The 18,848-nt window shown below is 60.1% G+C and carries 10 protein-coding genes and 5 pseudogenes; 6 read left to right on the top strand and 9 right to left on the bottom strand.

All coding sequences use genetic code 11. The annotated features are described in order from the left end of the window. Positions 1–1,186 precede the first annotated feature (1,186 nt). Together ACG873_RS02260 and ACG873_RS02255 are read right to left on the bottom strand one after the other, a co-directional pair. Entirely contained in the window at positions 1,187–2,176 is a 990-nt protein-coding gene (locus ACG873_RS02260) for a S8/S53 family peptidase (protein WP_394893814.1), read from the bottom strand. A 34-nt stretch (positions 2,177–2,210) separates the two neighbouring features. Continuing rightward, positions 2,211–2,774: a hypothetical protein gene (locus ACG873_RS02255; protein WP_394890202.1), complete on the bottom strand. Its 564-nt coding sequence runs from the start codon at positions 2,772–2,774 to the stop codon at positions 2,211–2,213. A gap of 1,766 nt (positions 2,775–4,540) precedes the next feature. On the opposite strand from ACG873_RS02255, the pseudogene ACG873_RS02250 reads away from it, so the two are divergent. The 4 genes and pseudogenes from ACG873_RS02250 (at position 4,541) to ACG873_RS02235 (ending at position 8,613) form a co-directional block, all read left to right on the top strand. Next, positions 4,541–5,844, top strand: a pseudogene (locus ACG873_RS02250) (M16 family metallopeptidase). 62 nt (positions 5,845–5,906) lie between these two features. Beyond that, positions 5,907–7,220, top strand: a complete 1,314-nt coding sequence (locus tag ACG873_RS02245) for a M16 family metallopeptidase (RefSeq protein WP_394890200.1) — start codon at positions 5,907–5,909, stop codon at positions 7,218–7,220. A 208-nt stretch (positions 7,221–7,428) separates the two neighbouring features. Continuing rightward, positions 7,429–7,677 (top strand): DUF6074 family protein, encoded by a 249-nt coding sequence (locus ACG873_RS02240; protein WP_394890198.1) that lies wholly within the window; start codon positions 7,429–7,431, stop codon positions 7,675–7,677. Between the two features lie 212 nt (positions 7,678–7,889). Then, positions 7,890–8,613: pseudogene (locus ACG873_RS02235) on the top strand (Bax inhibitor-1/YccA family protein). A 108-nt stretch (positions 8,614–8,721) separates the two neighbouring features. On the opposite strand, the gene ACG873_RS02230 reads toward ACG873_RS02235, so the two are convergent. From ACG873_RS02230 to ACG873_RS02220, 3 genes and pseudogenes are all read right to left on the bottom strand, one after another. Continuing rightward, positions 8,722–9,045: a hypothetical protein gene (locus ACG873_RS02230; protein ID WP_394890196.1), complete on the bottom strand. Its 324-nt coding sequence runs from the start codon at positions 9,043–9,045 to the stop codon at positions 8,722–8,724. 25 nt (positions 9,046–9,070) lie between these two features. Next, positions 9,071–9,612: pseudogene (locus ACG873_RS02225) on the bottom strand (flavin-containing monooxygenase); the annotation flags it as partial. Between the two features lie 103 nt (positions 9,613–9,715). Further along, positions 9,716–10,172 (bottom strand): annotated as a pseudogene (locus tag ACG873_RS02220) (IS110 family transposase); the annotation flags it as partial. A gap of 137 nt (positions 10,173–10,309) precedes the next feature. On the opposite strand from ACG873_RS02220, the pseudogene ACG873_RS02215 reads away from it, so the two are divergent. After that, positions 10,310–10,983, top strand: a pseudogene (locus ACG873_RS02215) (DUF2130 domain-containing protein); the annotation flags it as partial. A 477-nt stretch (positions 10,984–11,460) separates the two neighbouring features. On the opposite strand, the gene ACG873_RS02210 reads toward ACG873_RS02215, so the two are convergent. The 3 genes from ACG873_RS02210 to ACG873_RS02200 all read right to left on the bottom strand — a co-directional run bounded on the left by ACG873_RS02210 (position 11,461) and on the right by ACG873_RS02200 (position 13,731). After that, positions 11,461–11,754 (bottom strand): hypothetical protein, encoded by a 294-nt coding sequence (locus ACG873_RS02210; RefSeq protein ID WP_394890194.1) that lies wholly within the window; start codon positions 11,752–11,754, stop codon positions 11,461–11,463. Positions 11,755–11,843: 89 nt separating this feature from the next. Beyond that, positions 11,844–12,764: an SGNH hydrolase domain-containing protein gene (locus ACG873_RS02205; protein WP_394890192.1), complete on the bottom strand. Its 921-nt coding sequence runs from the start codon at positions 12,762–12,764 to the stop codon at positions 11,844–11,846. Beyond that, positions 12,688–13,731 carry an acyltransferase family protein gene (locus ACG873_RS02200; protein ID WP_394890190.1) on the bottom strand — a complete coding sequence of 348 codons (1,044 nt, stop codon included), beginning with the start codon at positions 13,729–13,731 and terminating at the stop codon, positions 12,688–12,690. The genes ACG873_RS02205 and ACG873_RS02200 overlap by 77 nt, the downstream gene beginning before the upstream one ends. A 566-nt stretch (positions 13,732–14,297) precedes the next feature. On the opposite strand from ACG873_RS02200, the gene ACG873_RS02195 reads away from it, so the two are divergent. Then, complete coding sequence (locus tag ACG873_RS02195) at positions 14,298–14,999, top strand: tyrosine-type recombinase/integrase (RefSeq protein WP_394890188.1); 702 nt, start codon at positions 14,298–14,300, stop codon at positions 14,997–14,999. A gap of 1,365 nt (positions 15,000–16,364) precedes the next feature. Here ACG873_RS02195 and ACG873_RS02190 read toward each other — a convergent pair. Next, a complete protein-coding gene (locus ACG873_RS02190) occupies positions 16,365–18,842 on the bottom strand; it encodes a family 16 glycoside hydrolase (protein ID WP_394890186.1) in 2,478 nt (825 codons plus the stop codon). Between the last annotated feature and the right edge of the window lie 6 nt (positions 18,843–18,848).

Raw genomic sequence — 18,848 nt, 5'->3', positions numbered from 1 at the left:
ATAGGACTCCGACTGACAGGGTTCGTCTAGCGTAACAGGCATGACCGCGGCAAAGTGCGCCAGCTTCTCGCTACCGCACCGTGTCGATCTGCCAGGGATCGTCACCAGCACGGGCCGAAGCCGCAAAGTGGGTTCGAGCAAGGCGGGATTGAGCCCAGCCGGCGTCACCCGGGGCGGCCAGGACGAGAAGTTCGGAACACGAGGGTCGGAATTGAGTGTGAAAGGCGGCATTGTGTTTTATGCTCAACCGGCGCGACGAACAAGAATCGTGAGCATATCCTCCCCGAATGGCTGCTCCAACTCACGGGCGATCCGAGCCGGATCGTGACGATGGCGTTCTAGCCAGAATCGGGTGAACCAATCAAGTTTGCCTGGTCGGCGCTGGTTATGCCTGCTTGCGAGGCTTGCAATGCGGAATACAGCGCGCTGGAGGGTTTAGGAAGAACGCACTCAACTGTGCAGCGTCTATGGCATTGATTTGGACCATCGACGAAGTTTCATTTGAACTCCTGCGGGGCCAACTGGGAGACCGCCGTAGTCGCGCGGGTCCTTTACAGTGTCCTTGCAATCGACGTGCCACCAAAGACTTTTTTGCGGTGTTTGCTTGAAAGACGGGAAACCATGTGCACCGCGTGGCCCCACCGACGGAATACTCGCGCCTCAGCGTCGGCTTTCGAACATGCCGGCTCTGACCGGACACGGCTGAACAGCTGGCCGTATGTCCGCCTCTGTCAGTAGCGACGGCTCGCCCTGCACTGCGCGTCCGAGGATAGCTCGCGACCTTCACCTCGCGGCAAATCCGGCCGGTTTCGTCGAGTCGGCGGTCGGCATAATGGCCACCTCGAGCGCATCGTTAATGGCTTGGCCCAACAGCAACGTCGAAGACAACTGCCCGAGCTGGACCGCCGCAGCTTCCCGCCTACGCATCTGCTGGCCCTGCAGGTGGGTACGGTCATTGCGGCGGTGATTAGGCGGCGGACATGGCTCTGCTTTCCTGCTTTCATACACGAAACGGAAGCGCTATTCGGCCTTGTCTGCCGACAACAGATGCCTTCGACAAAAAGTGCTGTGGCCCTTGTTTGCGATTGGATCGGTATGAACCGCACAGTTGCTGAGGCGAATTCCGGGAGGCGATGTGGCTCTCAACGCCTCACAGAAATTTCAGCTGCTCGATCGAAGTGCTCGTCTACCTGATCGAATCGGGTGCCAATGCCCTCGAAAGGCTGGCCTCGCCGCGGCCGTAAACCGCCGGATTGTAATTGACGAGCGTGTCGGTCCTCGCGGTATCCAGCAACTGATTTCTGACCTGCGTCGGCGTTGCCGATGTGAACTTGCTGCCAAGGATGGCAGCATAGCCCGAAACCACAGGTGCCGCATAAGACGTGCCAAATAGGCCAGTCTTGTCACCCTCGACACCCACGGTCAGGAACTGGTTCTGCACCTCCGGGTCTGAGCCGGCATAATTCGAATAGGAGGCCAGTTCTGCCTTGTTCCCGGAAGTGCCATTGTGGTCGAGCGCACCCACAAAGATTGCCGATGGCGCCCCGATCAGCCTGACAGCTAGTTCATCGACATCCCCTTCTTTCGGGGTACCTATCGCGATGCCTTCGTTGGCGGCACCCTTTGTGACGACCGCAGTACCCGCCCAGGCCGCATCGACAATCGACTGCTCAAGCGGATGCTGGCTCAGTGGCTCTATAACGCTGTAGCTCAGATTGAGGACATTGAGGCCGTCCTGCAACCTGACCGAAGACTCGTCGAAAAAGTCATGCTTGAACATGTTTGCACCGGGGGCCACCATGCCGGCACTTTCAGCGACCCATTCCCCATGTCGCTGCCTCTGCGTACCGCGGCCGAGATCTGCATCAAAGGGGTCCTGTTTCGTGAAGTCATCTACGACAGTTATCGATACGCCGGAACCAGTATAGCCTGATGCCCATGCTTCACCAACATCCGAGCTCATCCAGCAAAAAGTGCCGTCGGCATTTTGTGGGCAGCCCGAGCTACTGCCTTCCGCGGCTGGAGTACCGGTCTTTCCTTTACCGCTGGCCTCGGCACCGAGATCACCAGCGAAACCGGGTGCCATCAGCAGGCACACTACAAGACCGGCAACGAAACCTACCGGGAACAATTGTGTTTTGTGCATAATAAACTTCCTGTCTGGATTGTTCTTCATCAACGAATTGTACCGCCTATGCCTTTCACCCTCGCTAGAATCTACCGCTGAACCTGAGTTCGAGTTTCAATCGGCTTGGATTGATGTTTGCCATATACTCCAACGTGTCCGCAGGCCGGAGTCGCGACGCGGCCAGACGGCAATTCACCGTCTGGACGCCGCCGATGGTGCCATAGTCAGCCCTGCAAGGTCGTTCCCTCAGGTCCCCGCCTAAAATCGAACTGACGGTGAGAGAAAGCGCCGTGGACGGTGTCGGTCGCGTTTGCAGAATAAAGCCGAGTTTCACACCCGGGTCGATTCGGACCTTTTCGGCACGCTGGCCCGTGCTCACGCCCCACAGGAGACCGAAGTCGTCCGACAGCTGCGTCAACATTTCAAATCGCATGTCGATCCAGTTGCTATGGTACCACTTGTCGAAAGACACGTGAGTGCCATGCGACAGCTCGTATCCGCCTTGTCCCAGTTGGTTGGCGGCGGCGGTTAGCTCCGAACCCTGGTAAATGCCGACAAGGCTGGTCTCCTGTCCGTTCGCAGTCATCGCGCTGACGAAGAATGCCATCACGAATAGGACGAAACCCGTCGCCAACCGTATGCCCATCTGCAACGCCCATTGTTGGACCCGCCAGCAAATCATGTGCAATCGACAGGCGTACTGCTGCTGCCCCTCGCTACATCTTCAAACCCTCCGGAGGCCCTAGCCCCAGACGCATGGCCGCCAGCGGACAACGTGTTCATTCGCAACAAATCAGTGATCTCCAGCTATTCAATTTTGCCGAGCCATCTCTTCGCTCTTCCCTGGCAAGCAGCTACCGCCCCCTCTCAACGGAATGCAGCAAATTCATGCCAATCTAGATGGCGACGCGCCAACCAAGGGTTGTATATTGGCTTTAAGCTGCTTAGTCAAAAAAAATCAAGACGCCGGCTAAACAAGGCTGTGTCGTCAAAGCCAAAGCCGACGCAATTGTCGGATGTCACCGAGCACGCTGAGCGTGAACCCACCTACCGCTTGGCCGAATTGGCCGCTCGCTCAATCTCACGGATGCGGAAACGGATGCCCTTTCTTGAAGTCATTGCGCAAACAGAAACGCCGGCATCCGAGAACCGCTCGAACCTTTGGCGCCGCTACTGTCCGCCCCGATCTGCACTGACGAAAACCACTGGGGCAACCTCAATGAGAGCATCACGTCTCAATCTGGCCAACACTGATAATGCGTTCTTCACACAGGATACCGAGATAGTGCTGCTTTCCGGGGCTTTTGAGGCCTGTTCCGGCACATTGCAAGCGACCCAAGGAGATGGGCTGATTTACTTGAAACCGGTTTGGCCGCGCCCTGCCAGGCGCAGACGGCATTACGGCAGACATCAACCTTCCTCGCATTGAGCGGGGCAGAATAGCGACCGGTCGTTAATCGAAGATTGGGTAAGAGCTTCAAGGCTCGAACGGGATTTGCGCGGCTAAGGGGTATTCGCAAAGGGCCGCGAGGTGCGGTGGGGCATGACGCGGAAGGATCGCTTCGCGCCCCGGCGCTGGCCCCAGGCCTGCCGCCTACCGCGCAATCCACGTGGAGGCGTGCGACCAAAATTCGGCGTGGAGGACGGCCGACAATCGGCCTGTGCTCGCCCGGTGTCAAATTCCCGACGATATCATGCTGCTCGCATGCCCGGGTCGAGCTTGAACGCTGGTCGATATGATCTGGAGTGCGGCGACCTCAAACACCGAGGTGCGTGGCATCGATGGATCGAAGGACGCCATGCGGCGTGTCGCACGCGCCCTCAGGCCTTGGCGCTTCGGACCGTGCGGATGGCCCGCTATTTCTGGCGGCTGGAAGAGCGTGATGCGTGTCCAAAACCTGACAGCGGCAGACAAAATGTCAGGTTCACTACAACCGAAATCTGGGCATCTTATCCCGTGATCGGGGAGACAGGACGGAGCGTCTTCAAGAGCAAGATATCGTCCCCACCCGCAAGCGCTTCCCTTTGTCCACTCTCCGACAATGTCGGGAAGGCAACGTCGCAGAGTCATATCCATCGCCTTGCGTTTGAAGGGTTTGTCATTTGGCACGGTTCATGCGCGATCATTCGCAAACACGTCACGGACTATGGAGAAATCATTCTATGATCGTCTCACCGATAGCCACCGCCGCCGCGGGTCTCCCGGATAAATCCAAGGGGGTGACGCTCGAGTGAGGCCTGGCAACATGGAGACGGTTTGCTCATCCGGCTCGGCGCTGCCCGCCGATCCATCCTATCCTACGATCGGGGAGACAGGACGCAGCGTCTTGAAACTCATTTGCCCGAACCTTGCCGCTCGTCCCACCACCACCGGAGCCATCGATGAATTTTCTGTCTGACGAGCTGCGCAGGATGCCTGCTGCGATCACCGCTCCGGCTCTGGCCGCAACCGGCGACGGCAAGGCGACGAATTTCCTGCTCGACAACGGCATGGAGGTGTCCCCGATCACCGCGCGCCGATCGTCACCCATATGGTGTGGTACAAGGTGGGCAGCGCCGACGAGCCGCCGGGCAAATCTGGCATTGCCCATTTCTTTGAGCATCTGATGTTCAAGGCGGCCACCATCAACCATGCCGCCGGCGAGTTGGGCCGCGCCGTGTCGGCCATCGGCGGCTCGATCAATGCCTTCACCTCCAACGACTATACCGCCTATTTCGAGAGGGTGGCGCCTTCGGCGTTGGAGCAGATGATGCGCTTCGAGGCCGATCGCATGGTCAACCTCGTCCTCAAGGAGGATGATATCAAGACCGAGCGCGATGTGATCCTGGAGGAGCGACGATCGCGCATAGACAACGATCCGCAGGCCGTGCTGCACGAGGAGGTCGCCGCGACGCTCTGGCAGAACCAGCCCTACCGCATCCCGGTCATCGGTTGGATGCAGGAGATGGAGAAGCTGAACCTCACGGACGCCCAGGCCTTCTACGACAAATATTACACGCCCAATAACGCCGTGCTGGTGGTGGCCGGCGATGTCGAGCCGGAGACGGTGAAGGCGCAGGCCGAGAAGACCTATGGAAAGGTCGCGCGCGGTCCCGCCCTACCGCCGCGCATCCGCCCGCTCGAGCCGGAGCAGAACACCAGGCGCACGGTGACGTTGAGGGATCCCCGCGTTTCGGTGCCCGATTTTTCCACACATTGGGTGGTGCCGTCCTATCGGACGGCCGAACCTGGCGAGGCCGAGGCGCTGGACCTCTTGGCGGAGATCCTCGGCGGCGGCAACCGCAGCCGGCTCTACCAGCAGCTGGTGGTGAAGGGTATTGCCGCCGGGGCCGGCGCTGATTTCGGGGGCACCATGCTGGATGCCACCAATTTCACCATCTACGGCTCGCCGCGCGGCAATGCCAAGCTCGCCGATCTGGAGGCGGCGGCCCATGCCGAGATCGCTCGCATCGTCAAGGACGGTGTGACCGATGACGAGCTGGAAAAGGCAAAGAACCGCTATGTCCGCTCGCAGATCTTCGCCCGCGACAACCCGGCCTACATGGCCAATGTGTATGGCTCCACGCTTGTCACCGGCGGCAAGGTGCCGGACGTCGAGGAACGGCCGGACCGCATCCGCAAGGTCACCGCCGACCAGGTAAAGGCGGTCGCCGCCCGCTATCTTGTGCCCGAGCATTCAACCACGGGCTATCTCTTGCCCAAGACGGAGACGTGATGATGAACCAACGCAGTGGCGTCTTTGCACAGGCGCGCTCCCCATGGAGAAAGGAGGGCAGCATGCCTCGCCACGCCGCTGGCGACCCTTCTCCTCACCATTCTCTGCCTCTTCTGGCCGGCGATCAACGCCTGGACATTCAGGAGTTGAAATCTGAAAACGGCGTCAACGCCTGGCTGGTGGAGGACCATGCCGTGCCTATCATCGCCATCCAGTTCGTCTTCGATGGCGGCACCACGCAGGATCCGGCCGCCAAGGAGGGGCTCGCCAATCTGATGACCGCCCTGTTCGACGAGGGCGCCGGCGATCTCGACAGCGATGCCTTCCAGGTTAAGCTCGACGATGCCGGCGCCGAGATGAGCCTCCACGCGCAGCGCAACGGCATTTATGGCTCGATGCGCATGCTGTCCGAGCAGCAGAACGCCGCTTTCGATTTGCTTCGGCTCGCGGTCAACAGGCCGCGCTTCGACCAGGCGCCGATCGACCGCACCCGCGCCCAGATGCTTTCCGGCATCATCGCCAATGAGCGCGACCCTGAGGCGATCGCCGAGCGCAAATGGCTGCGCGCGATCTACGGTACGCATCCCTATTCGCGGCCGGAGGAAGGCACCCAAGAGAGCCTCGCTGCCATCACATCGGCCGATCTCAGCGCCTTCCACAAGGCCACTTTTGGCCGCGACGGTCTGCGTGTGTCGGTGGTTGGCGACATCGATGCGAAGACGGTGAGTAAAAAGCTCGACCAGCTGTTCGGCGATTTGCCTCAGAAGCAGACGCTCGCCCCCGTCGCCGATGTCGATCCCAAGCTCGGCCAACAGGTAGAGGTCGACTACGACCTGCCGCAGACCTCGCTGCAGCTGGCCTTTCCCGGCGTCAAGCGCCACGCGCCGGACTTCTACGCCGCGATGGTGATGAACGAGATCCTCGGCGGCGCGCCCTCCACGTCGCGCCTGTGGGAGGAGGTTCGCGAAAAGCGTGGCCTCACCTACGGTGTCCGCTCCACACTGGTCGACTACGAGCATTCCAACGCGCTCGTCGTCACCACGGCGACGCGCTCGGACCGCGCCGCCGAGACGCTCAGCCTGGTGCGCAAGGTGGTGAAGCAGATGGCGCAAGACGGGCCGACCGAGGCCGAGCTCGAGGCGGGCAAGAAATATCTGATCGGCGCCTATGCCATCCGCAAACTGGGCTCCTCCAGCTCGATTGCAGCCACGCTCGTCAAATGGCAGCTCGACAAGGTTGGCATCGATTACATCCAGCGCCGCGCTGCCCTCATCGATCAGGTGACGCTCGACCAGGTCAAGGCAGCGGCCAAGAAGCTGCTTTCGCCCGAGCCCGCCATTATGGTCGTCGGCCGGCCGCTGGGGGGCGAAGGATGAGCCCAGGACCCATTTCGCCTTCCTTCTCCCCCATGTGAGGCCTTCGCAGGGGAAGAAGCCCGGTTCGTGGGCTAATGAGGCCCGCGGAGCGGTTTTCAGCGCGTTATCCGTTCAGGCGAGCGATTCTCCGGATGTCCAAAAAAGCGCTGTTAACGAATTTTTTTAACCCGCCAATGCCTGTTCGCGGGGTTGAAGGGCAAGCTGATCGATGGCTGATTCAAACATAAGCGCGTTTCCGCTGCATCGTCGGCGGAAATTGGTCGAATCTATCGCCCGGGACCTGGAATCCAAGAACGGGGAGGACGCGAATGCCTTCTGGCGCAGCACCGTCAAGACAATTCTCGTCCAACTGTCCGCATCAGGAATTGCACCGGGGATCGCCGAACAGGAAATAAGAATGCTTCTCCGTGCTGTCTTAGGCGGTATAGCCACCCGGTCTGCGAAACTCGGACGATAGCATCGGCGCACGAGGAAGGGTTGCCGCGTGGAGAAACCCGGGGCTTCGCTAAGGCCAGCAACACTGCATCCGCCAATGCCGATCTCGGGCCGCTGACTGCCACGGAAACTCCCTGTGGCCAAGGCCAACACTCGCGCCCTCGATCGGGCGGCAATCGCTCTTCAGATACGCACTACTAGTCGCAACTACTGATCCCAAAAAGGACCATTCACATGAAGAAGCCCAATCCAGGAGATCGTCGTGAAACCGCCCGCAGCCACGCCGGCGCCCTGATCGACGAAGGTCTGCGCCAGCACATGCTGCGCGTTTACAACTACATGTGCCTTGGCCTCGTCGTCACCGGCCTTGTCGCCTACACCGTCGGGACGACACCAGCGCTTTTCGTGCCGATCTTCTCGACGCCGCTCAAATGGGTGGTGACGCTGGCGCCATTGGCCTTTGTTTTCTTTTTTCTCCTTCCGAATGCAATCGATATCGGCAAGTGGCGCACAGACCATGTTCTGGGCTTTTTGTGCTGTCATGGGCCTGTCGCTGGCGTCGGTTTTTCTCGTGTTCACCGGCACCAGCATCGCGCGCACCTTCTTCATCGCCGCCACTATGTTCGGCGCAACCAGCCTCTACGGTTATGAGACGAAGCGTGATCTTTCCCAGTTCGGTTCGTTCCTGATCATGGGCCTGATCGGCATGGTGATCGCCGGCGTCGTCAATCTCTTCCTGGGCTCGACCGCCGTCCAATTCGCCGTCTCGGTGATTGGCATTCTCGTCTTTGTCGGGCTGACCGCCTGGGAAACGCAGACGATCAAGGAACAGTATACGGAGAATTTCGACCAGGAATCGCTGCAGAAGCTCGCCATCTTCGGAGCTTTTTCGCTCTACCTCAGGTTCATCAACATCTTCCAGCTGCTGCTGACCTTCACTGGCCAGCGGAAAGAATGACCGACCCGGAAAATGCGAGCAGTGTTTATCACACGGACAGCAACGACCAGCAGCCGGTTTGATCAACGTACTGACGCACGCCCAGGGACGGTTTCCGCATATCCGGCTCTATAGCGTGTTTGGCGGCTTCCATCTCTCCGGGATCTCCGAGTCTAGTCTCCCTGAGACGGTCGAGGCGCTGGCGAAGTTCGACAGATACCGGCGCGCCCTAGCGTATTCGTTCGGCGCACCCGTAAACTGGTCTGCGGCAAGAGAGTCGTGGGCAGTGGCCGCAAGCCTGACGCCGATGAAATCGGCGTCGAGTTTGAAACTCGCCATCCGACATGCACCGGGGGCAATCGTAGAGTTTGAAGTCTGGTTGACCTTCTGGCGTAACGTGTCCGTTTCCGCCGCATCCATGTAGCTGGAAGCGATTTCAATCGTGTCGAACACAGGCGCCTTCGCCAGTCAGCACGAGGAGACGCAGCGCCTCGGATCCCGCGCCAACCACAAGCACCGCGCCTTTCGGCAGTTGCTCAGGGTTGCGGTACGCGCTGGAATGGATTTGCAGCATGCCCGCTTCCCGAGGGACGACGGGCGGAATGACGGGGATCTGGAAAGGTCCGGTCGCGGCGACGATGCTGTTGGCTTCGATCACACGGTCCGACGTCTCGACGCGGAATCCGGGCCGCCCGACATTTCTTTGCACGAGCTTGACCTCCACGCCGCAGCGGATCGGCGCATTGATCTGCTTTGCATAAGCGACAAAATAGTCGGCGACCTCCTCCTTGGGGGCAAAGTCATCGGGACCGGTCCGCGGAAACTCCATGCCCGGGAACCGGTCATGCCAGGCCGGGCCATTGGCAACCAGGAGTCCCACCGCTGCGAGCGCCAGCGTTCGGCAATCCGGCCGCGTTCAAGGATTAGATGAGGCACCCCGCACTTGCTCAGGTGTTCGCTCATAGCCACTCCCGCTTGGCCGCCGCCAACGACAAGCGTGTCCACTTTTTCGACAGACATATCTGCGTCCTTTTCTGGCTACCCAGTTTTCTGCGGATGCGGCGGAGGTGTGATTCTCGATTTCCTGAATGGACCCAAATGCGAAAACTAGCATTTCCTGTGGAAATCCCTGAAGATGTTGACGCGCTCGCGTCACCACCTGTCGCACGACGCTGCGCAGGCGGATCAGGTCGCGCATGGCTTCGTTGATCGGTATCGGGCACCCAGACGGGGGTCAACTCTCCGGCCCGATTGAGGCGGGCGAGCATGGTGGCGTCGCGACGGTTTGTCTTCACCCGATCGCCAGGCTTTCTCGGAATCAGCGATGGCGCCACCACGTCGCAGCGATGGCCCAGGCTTGTGAGTTGGCGATAAACGCCATAACCGCACGGGCCGGCCTCATAGCAAAACGCCAGCGGCTTGCCGGAACGCCCCAGACGATCGCATAGCTTGTTGATGGCATCAGGGTCGTTGGCAATCTCGCCGAAATATTCCACCGACCCACCGCGTCCGCTCTCTGCCACCGCGATCGAAATCCGCTCCTTGTGAATATCCAAACCGACAAATCTGATAGGTTCCATATGGCCCGTCTCCTATGCATGAGGCTCTGCGCCGGCCAGCCGGCTTAACCCTCGTACCGTTGCATATCGGATGACCGGCCACCTTCAGGCCCAGCAATCATAGGGACTAGTTGGTGCGGCTGGCCCGCACCAACTAGTGGCCGGTGCTGGAGGCGCGCTTCGGCGAGGTCTATTGCGACGGGCCTGGAATGCCACCGCTGCCGGCTGATGGGCGGGCTCGCCATCCTCAAGCACACCTTCAACCTGTCGGACGAGGTGCTGTGTGCGCGCTGGATCGAGAACCCGTACTTCCAGTATTATGCGGCGAGGAGTTCTTCCGCCACGAGCTGCCGTTCGACCGCTCCTCGATGACGCGCTGGCGGAGCCGCATGGGCGAGGAGCGGATTGCAGCCCTGCTGCAGGAAAGCCTGGCGGTCGCCGTCAAGACCGGGGCAATTAAGCCGCAGGATACGCGCCGGGTCTCGTTGACACCACCGTGCAGCCCAAGAACGTCATGTTCCCGACCGACGCCAAGCTCTCGATTCCGATCGCCATCATGCTCCGGCAATCCCTCATCGAGCTGGCCAACTCCCGCCTCGCTCAGGACGGCCAGGCGTCCAAAATGGAGCAGGTCTATGGCTATCTGACCGGTCCCCGGTTCCGCCATCGCGTCGAGGCCATCGTCGAAAAGTTCTCTGATGTGCAGGAGGACCTAGCCAAGGAACGAAGGCTACTACACGCCTGTGGGCCAAGCGGGAGGCTCAGATACAAGGCGTTATCGAATCGACCGTCGGGATGTACGGCGACTTGCAAGGTATCGCCGGAAAAGTGATGCAGGAAATTGAGGGCTTTGAGGTGGCAATTGAGCCATCTCCGCACGACCCGAATAGGCAAGCGGTATGCAGCTCAGCAGGATATTGAATAGCAATCTGACGGGCTCCGCCAGGCGGCATTCAATCCGACTGATATCGGCTGCCTAGTTCAGAGGACGCAGATGCGACGGCCGCCGTCGCGGGACAGCTCGCTGGGCGATTGCGCGGCAGTATCAGGCTTCAAACGCCTTGCGCGAAAGTGTGGCCGGAATAGGGGATCAACCACGATGAAGCCCCCGCGCAACTACCGGATCTACATCGCGCGACGAGGAGGCAAACTCGAGTTGGGTTTGGATGGCGGAGTGGCCATCCCGCTCCGTTTTGAGGATTGTGAAACCCGGCGGCTCCTGGCGAGATCAACGGCACGTCTACTGCCAAGTAGGCCTAATCGGCCCGAAGCTGCGATTTTGGTCAACTCGCGGAACAATCAGAGAACTTCACGGCTTGTTCTCCTTGGCTTGTAGGAGCATGGCGACATTTTCGGCGGCAAATTTTTGGACGCCGATTGACACTCTTCGCTGGAAAGCTCTTTCCCCGTTGGCGGCCTTCATCCGGTCGATGGAAAGCGCCAATTCCTCAATGCGGGTAACAATCCGCTGCATTGCGGCCGGATCTCCGGAACGGATCGGCTCATCATCCGCGCCGTGCGGGAACGCGTTCCGCTTGGCAGCCTTGCGGGCCGTCGCCTCGTGCGCTTTCAGGTCGGCGCGGCGGGCGTCCGAAATCCTCATGCGCTTTTCATTGCGGGCCACGCGAAAGTGCTCGCGGTTCACTCCGCCTAAAAAATTCGTCTTGAAACAGTATCCATGTCGAAAATGCTCTAGCGAGCAGCCCTGATCAGCCTCTCAGCAAGTCTTGTCTTTCGAGCGATGATCTCTGATCCTTCATAGGAAAGGTGGCCGCTGTCCCGGTAGAGGGATTTGCCATCGATCTCAGTTCTGCATTTTGTGTCGTCGCAGAGAACGTCGTGGTAAGAGACAACCTCTACGTCAGCTTTCACGGCCACCTGGTTCAAGAGCTCGAGAGTGCGGGATCGCATCCGGCGGTAATCGATGACATAAATTTTGCAATCACTGTGCCGCCCGAGCATAAGACTTCCCCTCACCTTTCGCTCAAGGCAATCGCCGATATCGAAGCCTGCGACTGGCGGGGGAGCAACTACGACCACTCGCCTGCCCAAAGCGCGAACGGCCTCGACGAGAGACTTGATACCCTCAACGGCTCCATCTACCGAAGTTTCAACTTCCAGTAATGTCCCGTCACGCCTCTTAAGCAGCATGAAGTCTTTGGAGTCAGGGGCGTCAAATGGGCTCGAAATGACAACGGTCCTTATCCCCGGCCGATTTTTCAGGATACCCAAAACACTGTCATTGAAGCGAATACAGTCCTCGGCGAAGGAAGGAGACGCTGCGCGCTTGGAGAAGGCAGCAACGCCGATGGCGGGGAAGCACGCGCTCATTGTGAGCTGAGCCAGGCCGGCCTCTCCGACCGTTTTGGCCAAGCCGGGAACCAGTGCCATGGCAAATGAATCGCCCCAGACCAGCAATTCGGGCCTGTCCGTCGTCTGGCAGGCCTCCGGAATGCCCTGAGGAGGCGATCCAGATGTGAGATCACATGCCCTTCCCAGACCGTAATTGATCCGTCGGCTCTCGGAAAAGCCAACCCTACTTTCGGCTGCGCCAATGTCGACTGACGGTGCGAAGCCGAGAAGAACCGTTGCGACAACGAGTCCTGAGGCCATCCGTCCACGAGATGCGACGAGATCCCTGCCGGAACGGCTTTTCCACGAAACGGTGAAGAACTAAGCTCGCTACAACTGAGAAGGCAACTGCCGCATAGATCGCAAGCGCAGGAGGCTCTGCCAGCCAAGCAGCCCGCACATATACAAGCACCGGCCAATGGACCAGATAGAGCGAGTACGAGATATCCCCGATCCTCGCCATGCTTCGAACCGCCACATTATCCCTGCTGGGCGACAGCAGGAGGATCAGGGTTGCCAAGCAGACCAAAGCGGCATCCACGATCGGGTTCTGCGAACCAGAAAGTCCAATGGGAATAAGGAGGATAAGCACGAGCGCCGGGAGGCGCAGCGCCGCAAACTTGGCAGCCACGCGAGCGCTGGCGGGAAGCAATGCCCCGAGCGAACCAATCGCTATTTCCCAAAAGCGGGTCGGCAAAAGATAAAATGCAGCGGATGGGTGACGAAAGGCCACGAAGAGACACAGTGCCAGGCTGGCAACCAGGAGCGAACTAACCGCTGTGAGCCACCATCTCTTGGGAGCCAAGGCCAGGAAAGCAGGAAGCAGCAGGTAACACTGTTCTTCGACAGCGAGCGACCAGAAATGCAGGAGAGGCTTCGTTTCGGCGGATCCGCCGAAATAGTCCGCCTGAGTCCAGAGAACGATGTTGCCGGTGAATGTGAGCGCCCCGAGGACCTGAGTTCGGAAGTCCCGCAGGCCCACATCTGACAGGAAGAAGGGTGCAGCGATCGTCGCGAGCGCAATGACCACATAGGCCGCGGGCAACAGACGCTTCGCACGACGATAATAGAATTCCCAAAAGCTGAACCGTGACTGCTCAAGCTGGGTCGCGATGAGGCCGGTGATCAGAAAGCCCGAAATTACGAAGAAAATATCAACGCCGAGATAACCAAACGGCGCGATTTGGGTATGATAAAGGACAACCAGCAGGACAGCTAGACCCCGCAAGGCGCGGACATCGGCTCGAAAGTGTCGCGGCATAGAAGACCTGATGAATTCCCGGCTTAATTGGATGAACTAAGGCCTTAGGCACGTTGGTCAGCCGTAGGTATCCGCAGCAACGATGTGAAAATGGTGCCCTTCTAGAATCATTCGCTGGATCGATTTCGGCCGATCTGCCGCACTCGCCCATAACTAAGAAAGTCGCCGGCAGCAGGTGTCGGCGTACTTGCTTTCGGTCAATTGTTGTTCTTCTAATGGAGCATGCCCGCTAATTCGTAAAATCGATCGTTTGAATGCCATACATCCACGCTATGGATCGCTTGCACGCCTTTGGCTCGACGCTTTGACGGAGGGTAAAAACTTACGGCGCGCCCGTAAACCCGGCCTGAACAGGTCATTGCAGGCGCATTACCGGCGGGCGAACGCCGGCCTCTAAAGCGTGTCGCGTCTGACGAGATTCAGGATTGAACGAAGCCGCTGACGCGGCATTTGGCGGGTCGGTTTGCGGATGAGGCTTCTGTTTTGAAGGATTTCTGCTGTTGAAGCGCAATCTTGAGAACAGGAGCAATAAGATGGCCGAGATGAGCCCGCTTCGCCGGCGCATGATCGAGGACATGACGATCCGCAATCTGACGCCGGCCACGCAACGATCCTACGTGCACGCGGTAGCGAAGTTCTCCCGCTACTTTGGCCGATCCCCGGACCGGCTTGACCTGGAGGATGTGCGCGCCTTCCAGGTGCATCTGGTCTCTACCGGAATCTCGTGGCCGGCGCTGAACCAGACGGTGTGCGCGCTGCGGTTCTTTTACGGCGTGACGTTCGCTCATGCCGACATCCCTGAGCGGATCGCCTATGCACGCGCTCCACGCACGCTGCCGGTGGTTCTCAGCGCCGACGAGGTTGTCCGCTTTCTCGAGGCGGTGCCGAGCCTGAAGACGCGCACCGCCCTGACGACGGCCTATGCCGCGGGCCTTCGCGCTTCGGAGACTGTCGGACTGAAGGTCGGCGACATCGACAGCGGACGCGGCGTGATCCGGGTCGAGCACGGCAAGGGCGGCAAGGACCGCACGGTGATGTTGTCGGCGCAGCTTGTGCGCATCCTGCGGGTCTACTGGCGGCTGGCAAAGCCAGCTTTCAGCAACACCCGGCAAATCACAGGTCTGCCTAGCCTTTTGGCAAGGCCAAACTGCGTCCGCCCATTTGAGCTAGAGGCCCATAAGCAGGTAAGGTCGACGGCGATTGGCGCATCCCCACCGTCGGGACCACGGACCTGATACCGGCATTTTTGGTGCCCGCATAATAGTGATTTATTACCCTGCACGAGTTCCACATGTTGTTAGCTGCGACTTTCGAGTGCAACCCTACAGGGCGGCTTCCGGACCCCGTTTCGAGATCCTCCCGCGCGGGCTTGCTTTCCGACAACCGACCTTCACCGCAACCAGCGCCCATGACCCTGAGCTGCCCTTGAGTCGGCATAAGACGAACGGTCGCTTTGTACCGAGAACTTGACTTTAGATTATTCGCTATGAGGCAAGACCCTTGGGACGATCATGCCGTGACCAACAGACCTGATCGGCGCGGTGCATTCGGCTTCATGCGAAGCCTCGCGTTGCTTGGTCCGCTGACCGTGCCGCAGATCGCCCAGATCCGACCCACCAGCCGTTAGCGCATGCAGCGGCTGGCGGATGAGCTTGCGGCCGAGGGACTTGTCAAATTCATCGACAATCCGAAGCACCGGCGCTCGAAGCTTGTACAGCTGACGCCCAGAGGCGACGCGCGCTACCGCGAGCTCAACGTCCGGCTCCTTTCGATCGCATCCGCGAAGGGGCGTCGCTCTCGGCGAAGCGGACATCCGCAAGACGACGGAGATCGTGCGGCATCTGAACGACGTGAGAGCGCAGTCGGAGCGGCTGTCGTAGTGTGTGCGACGCCGACGAAGTTAGGCGCTCGCTTCGAACAGGACTGTATGGGAGGATCGCAGCTTCGAGGACTCTAGGCGGCTTCGACGCACTTCCTGCCACCGCCCGTAGGAGGCGTCGAAGCTGCAATCGTCCAATGACCGCGCTCTCGCGCAGGCGCGATTAATCCGCTTGTGATGTGCGATCTCAATGAGATCGTTCAGAATCCCTCCCGGCGACGCCAATTTGTAATGTTCATTCCAGGCGCGAGTACCGAAGCGACGGCTGGCCTCGCAATGACCGGTCTCGACGCCCGGCAGTTTGCTTTTGTCCGCTAACCACACCGAACGCGGACACCCACGCGGGCCAGGAGACTTCAGGAACTGACGCTCAGCGGACGCTCACCAGACCGGCTCCGGAAGCGCTCCTCTACGTGTCACGCGCGACATTCCAGAGCGACGTGCAGCCACCCGTCCGAGGGACCGATGCTTTCGTGCCGGCTAGCGCATACGGGTTTGACCGGAGGTTATTTCCATCGTCACAAGGCCCAAGCTGCGCGTTCACCGGATTAGCCATAGCGACGTTTCCTTAAACACCGTAGCGCGTCAGCACGCCAGCGCTCTTGGCGATGGTTACGAGTTCGTCACGAGTCGCGGCCGCCGGTTCGCCGCCGACATCTTGAGCCCCGACTCATGCGCAGGAAAGTGCACTCCGAATAGGGATAGGAGTTTCCGGCGCTCATCAGAGTGCCTTCATCTGAATGTTACGGAACGCTACTCGCGAGCCGGGGTGGATCTGCAAGCCGATGTGGCTGTTCGCCGGCTGACCCCGGTTCGGATCGGTATTCGTGAAGTCCGTCACCTGCTGGCCATTGAGGAAAACCTTGAAACGGTTGCCGTCGACGCGGATTTCGTAGTCGTTCCACTCACCGGCCGGTTTTGCAGGCTTGAGTGAAAAGCTCTGATTCTCCTCATTGTAGATGGCGCCGGTGCGGAACTTGTTCGCGCCGTTCGGATTCCCGACGCCGAGCTCGTCGATCTGCACCTCGTACCCGAAGTGGCTCGCGACCCAGGCCGTGTTCCGGTAGCCCTTTTTCCGCGGGTCCGGGAAGCGGATCAGTACGCCGGAATTGTCCTCATGGCGGAAGCGCTTCCACTGCAACTTCAGAACGTAGTTCAGCGGCATTGCTGTGGTGTACCAGAGCAGACCGAGACCGCTCGCGTGCGTTCCCTCGAGCGCGCCGTCGACGACGATGAATTGGCCCGGCCGTCCCGGCTCGCCGCTGATCGTCGACATTACCCAGCCTCGGAGCGTCAGCCCATCGAACAGCAGAGTGAAGCCTGGCTCCACTTCCGGCACGTGGTGCGGCATGGTTTCGATCAGATGCGTCGCCAGCCGGCGCGCGAAGGCGGTGCCGGTGAGCATGGGGTTAGGGGAGCCGATCGTCGGAAAAAGCGCCGGACCGGCAACATACGCGTTGGTCACACCGCGAATCTTGCAGTCTTGATCGGTGACCGTTGTCGCGGGATCGGAGCCGAAGTGCAGACCGCCGGCTTCATGATGCGTGGTGCCGAGGCGGTCGCGCCGGCCGGGTATGTGCGTGTCACCGGCCTGCCGGTCCCTGAACGTAAGCGGCAGGTTCGTATCGTCCTGGAGGTCCGCGGCGAACGGCACGGTGATCCAGCTCCCATCGGCCTTCCGGATCTCGAACTGCCGGCCTGCGGCGAAGACGCGCGCCACCTGATCGGACGCAGTGTCCATCGCCTTCCACAGCTCCTCGTCGCGCGCACTCGGGACGATCGTCGCCTCGACGCGCGAGTCGCTGACGTGCTTGATGTGACTGGCCGGATTGCGCGATTCCATCTCGCCTATGCCGCGGATCGTGATGACCACGTGCTGGTCGTCGGCTTCAAGCATGTCTTCGTAGAAATCGATATCTGGCACTTTCATGAAGAGTTCGACGTGGTCGTCATCGGTCAAGTTGTCGAGACCCGCCGAGGTGATCTGCAGGTGATAATAGCCGAAACTCCCGTCTGCGAACTTGTGGGCGCCTTTCATGAAGAGCGCCGAAGATTGGAGCTCGCGCGGCAGATTGGGCGGCAAAGACGAGCGCGGGATGCGGATCACGACATTCGAGCGGAGATGGGCCATGAAGTTGCTGCCAACGTTCGGCAGGCTTGGGAAAGAATCGAACACGAGGCGTGTGGACTCGATCGTCCCCATGGCGATCACGACATTGGCTCCGCTCTCCACGGGAAAGTCGACGGGGACCTCGCTGCCATTCTGCTCGCGACGCCGTGCCTTGATCTTGGTAATGCGGACCTCGCCGTTCGGGGCTGGCGAAGTCTCGAGCTTCGTCACCACGACCCGCGGTACGATCATGAACCGCTTCTTCGTGTCGTCCCCTTCAGAGCCATCCTCGTTCAGCAGCCGTTCGACCTCGAACTGCGCCTCGCGTGCGCAACGGACGATCAGCGGCACGGTGCTGAACTTGTTGAAGGGGAAGAAACCGGGGCGCGGCGATTTGCTCTGTACCGCGAGCGGAGCCTCGAGGCGGAGTAACCGCCGTTCGGCCGGCGACGTGGCCGGATCGATCTTGAGATGGAGGTCGAGATCGTCTAGCGGGATGGCTTCATCGATCTTTCCGCCATCGATGCCGGTGGCGAGGCGCTGCCGCAGCACATCGTGCAGCGGGCCGAAAATGAAGTCGTTCGTCTCGTCGACGGCGAGCTGCTCGGTGGACCGTGGAAGATACAAGTCTTTCAACTCCTGCACTACCGCGTCCGGCCAGCGGTCGCGCGGCATCTCCGTGTGCTTCGCGTTGTCCAGGAGCTGGGGCGACCAGCCGCCGAAAAAGGCCGAGCGGCCGCCCAGCATGACCCGCAGACCTGCGAAGCCGAGCTTCCGGTCGGCGGCCCAAGGCACATCGCGGACGAGCTTCTCGATGTCGCCCCCGAGCACCGGGAGGTTCTGTTGGTGCTCGGGGAGGACCATCGGTCCTGCCTCCAGCACGAGCACGCGCCGGCTGTGGGTCTTGTCGTCGAAGTAGACGTTCTCAGCGAGTATCGGTCCGAAACTACCGCCGCCTAGGACGATGACGTCGAAAGGGCGTGCGTAGGGCTGGCTCATCGCGGCCAGGGCTTCGTGGTCAGCATTGCATGTGAAACGGCCGATGACGTCCAGCGTGAAGGCGGTTTTCTCAATGCCCAGTTTCGCCATGATGCA

It is taken from the genome of Allomesorhizobium aridi, from assembly GCF_043769475.1.
Lineage (GTDB): Bacteria > Pseudomonadota > Alphaproteobacteria > Rhizobiales > Rhizobiaceae > Allomesorhizobium.
Note: the sequence above shows the minus strand (reverse complement) of the source record. Positions and strands in the feature narration are given on the sequence as shown.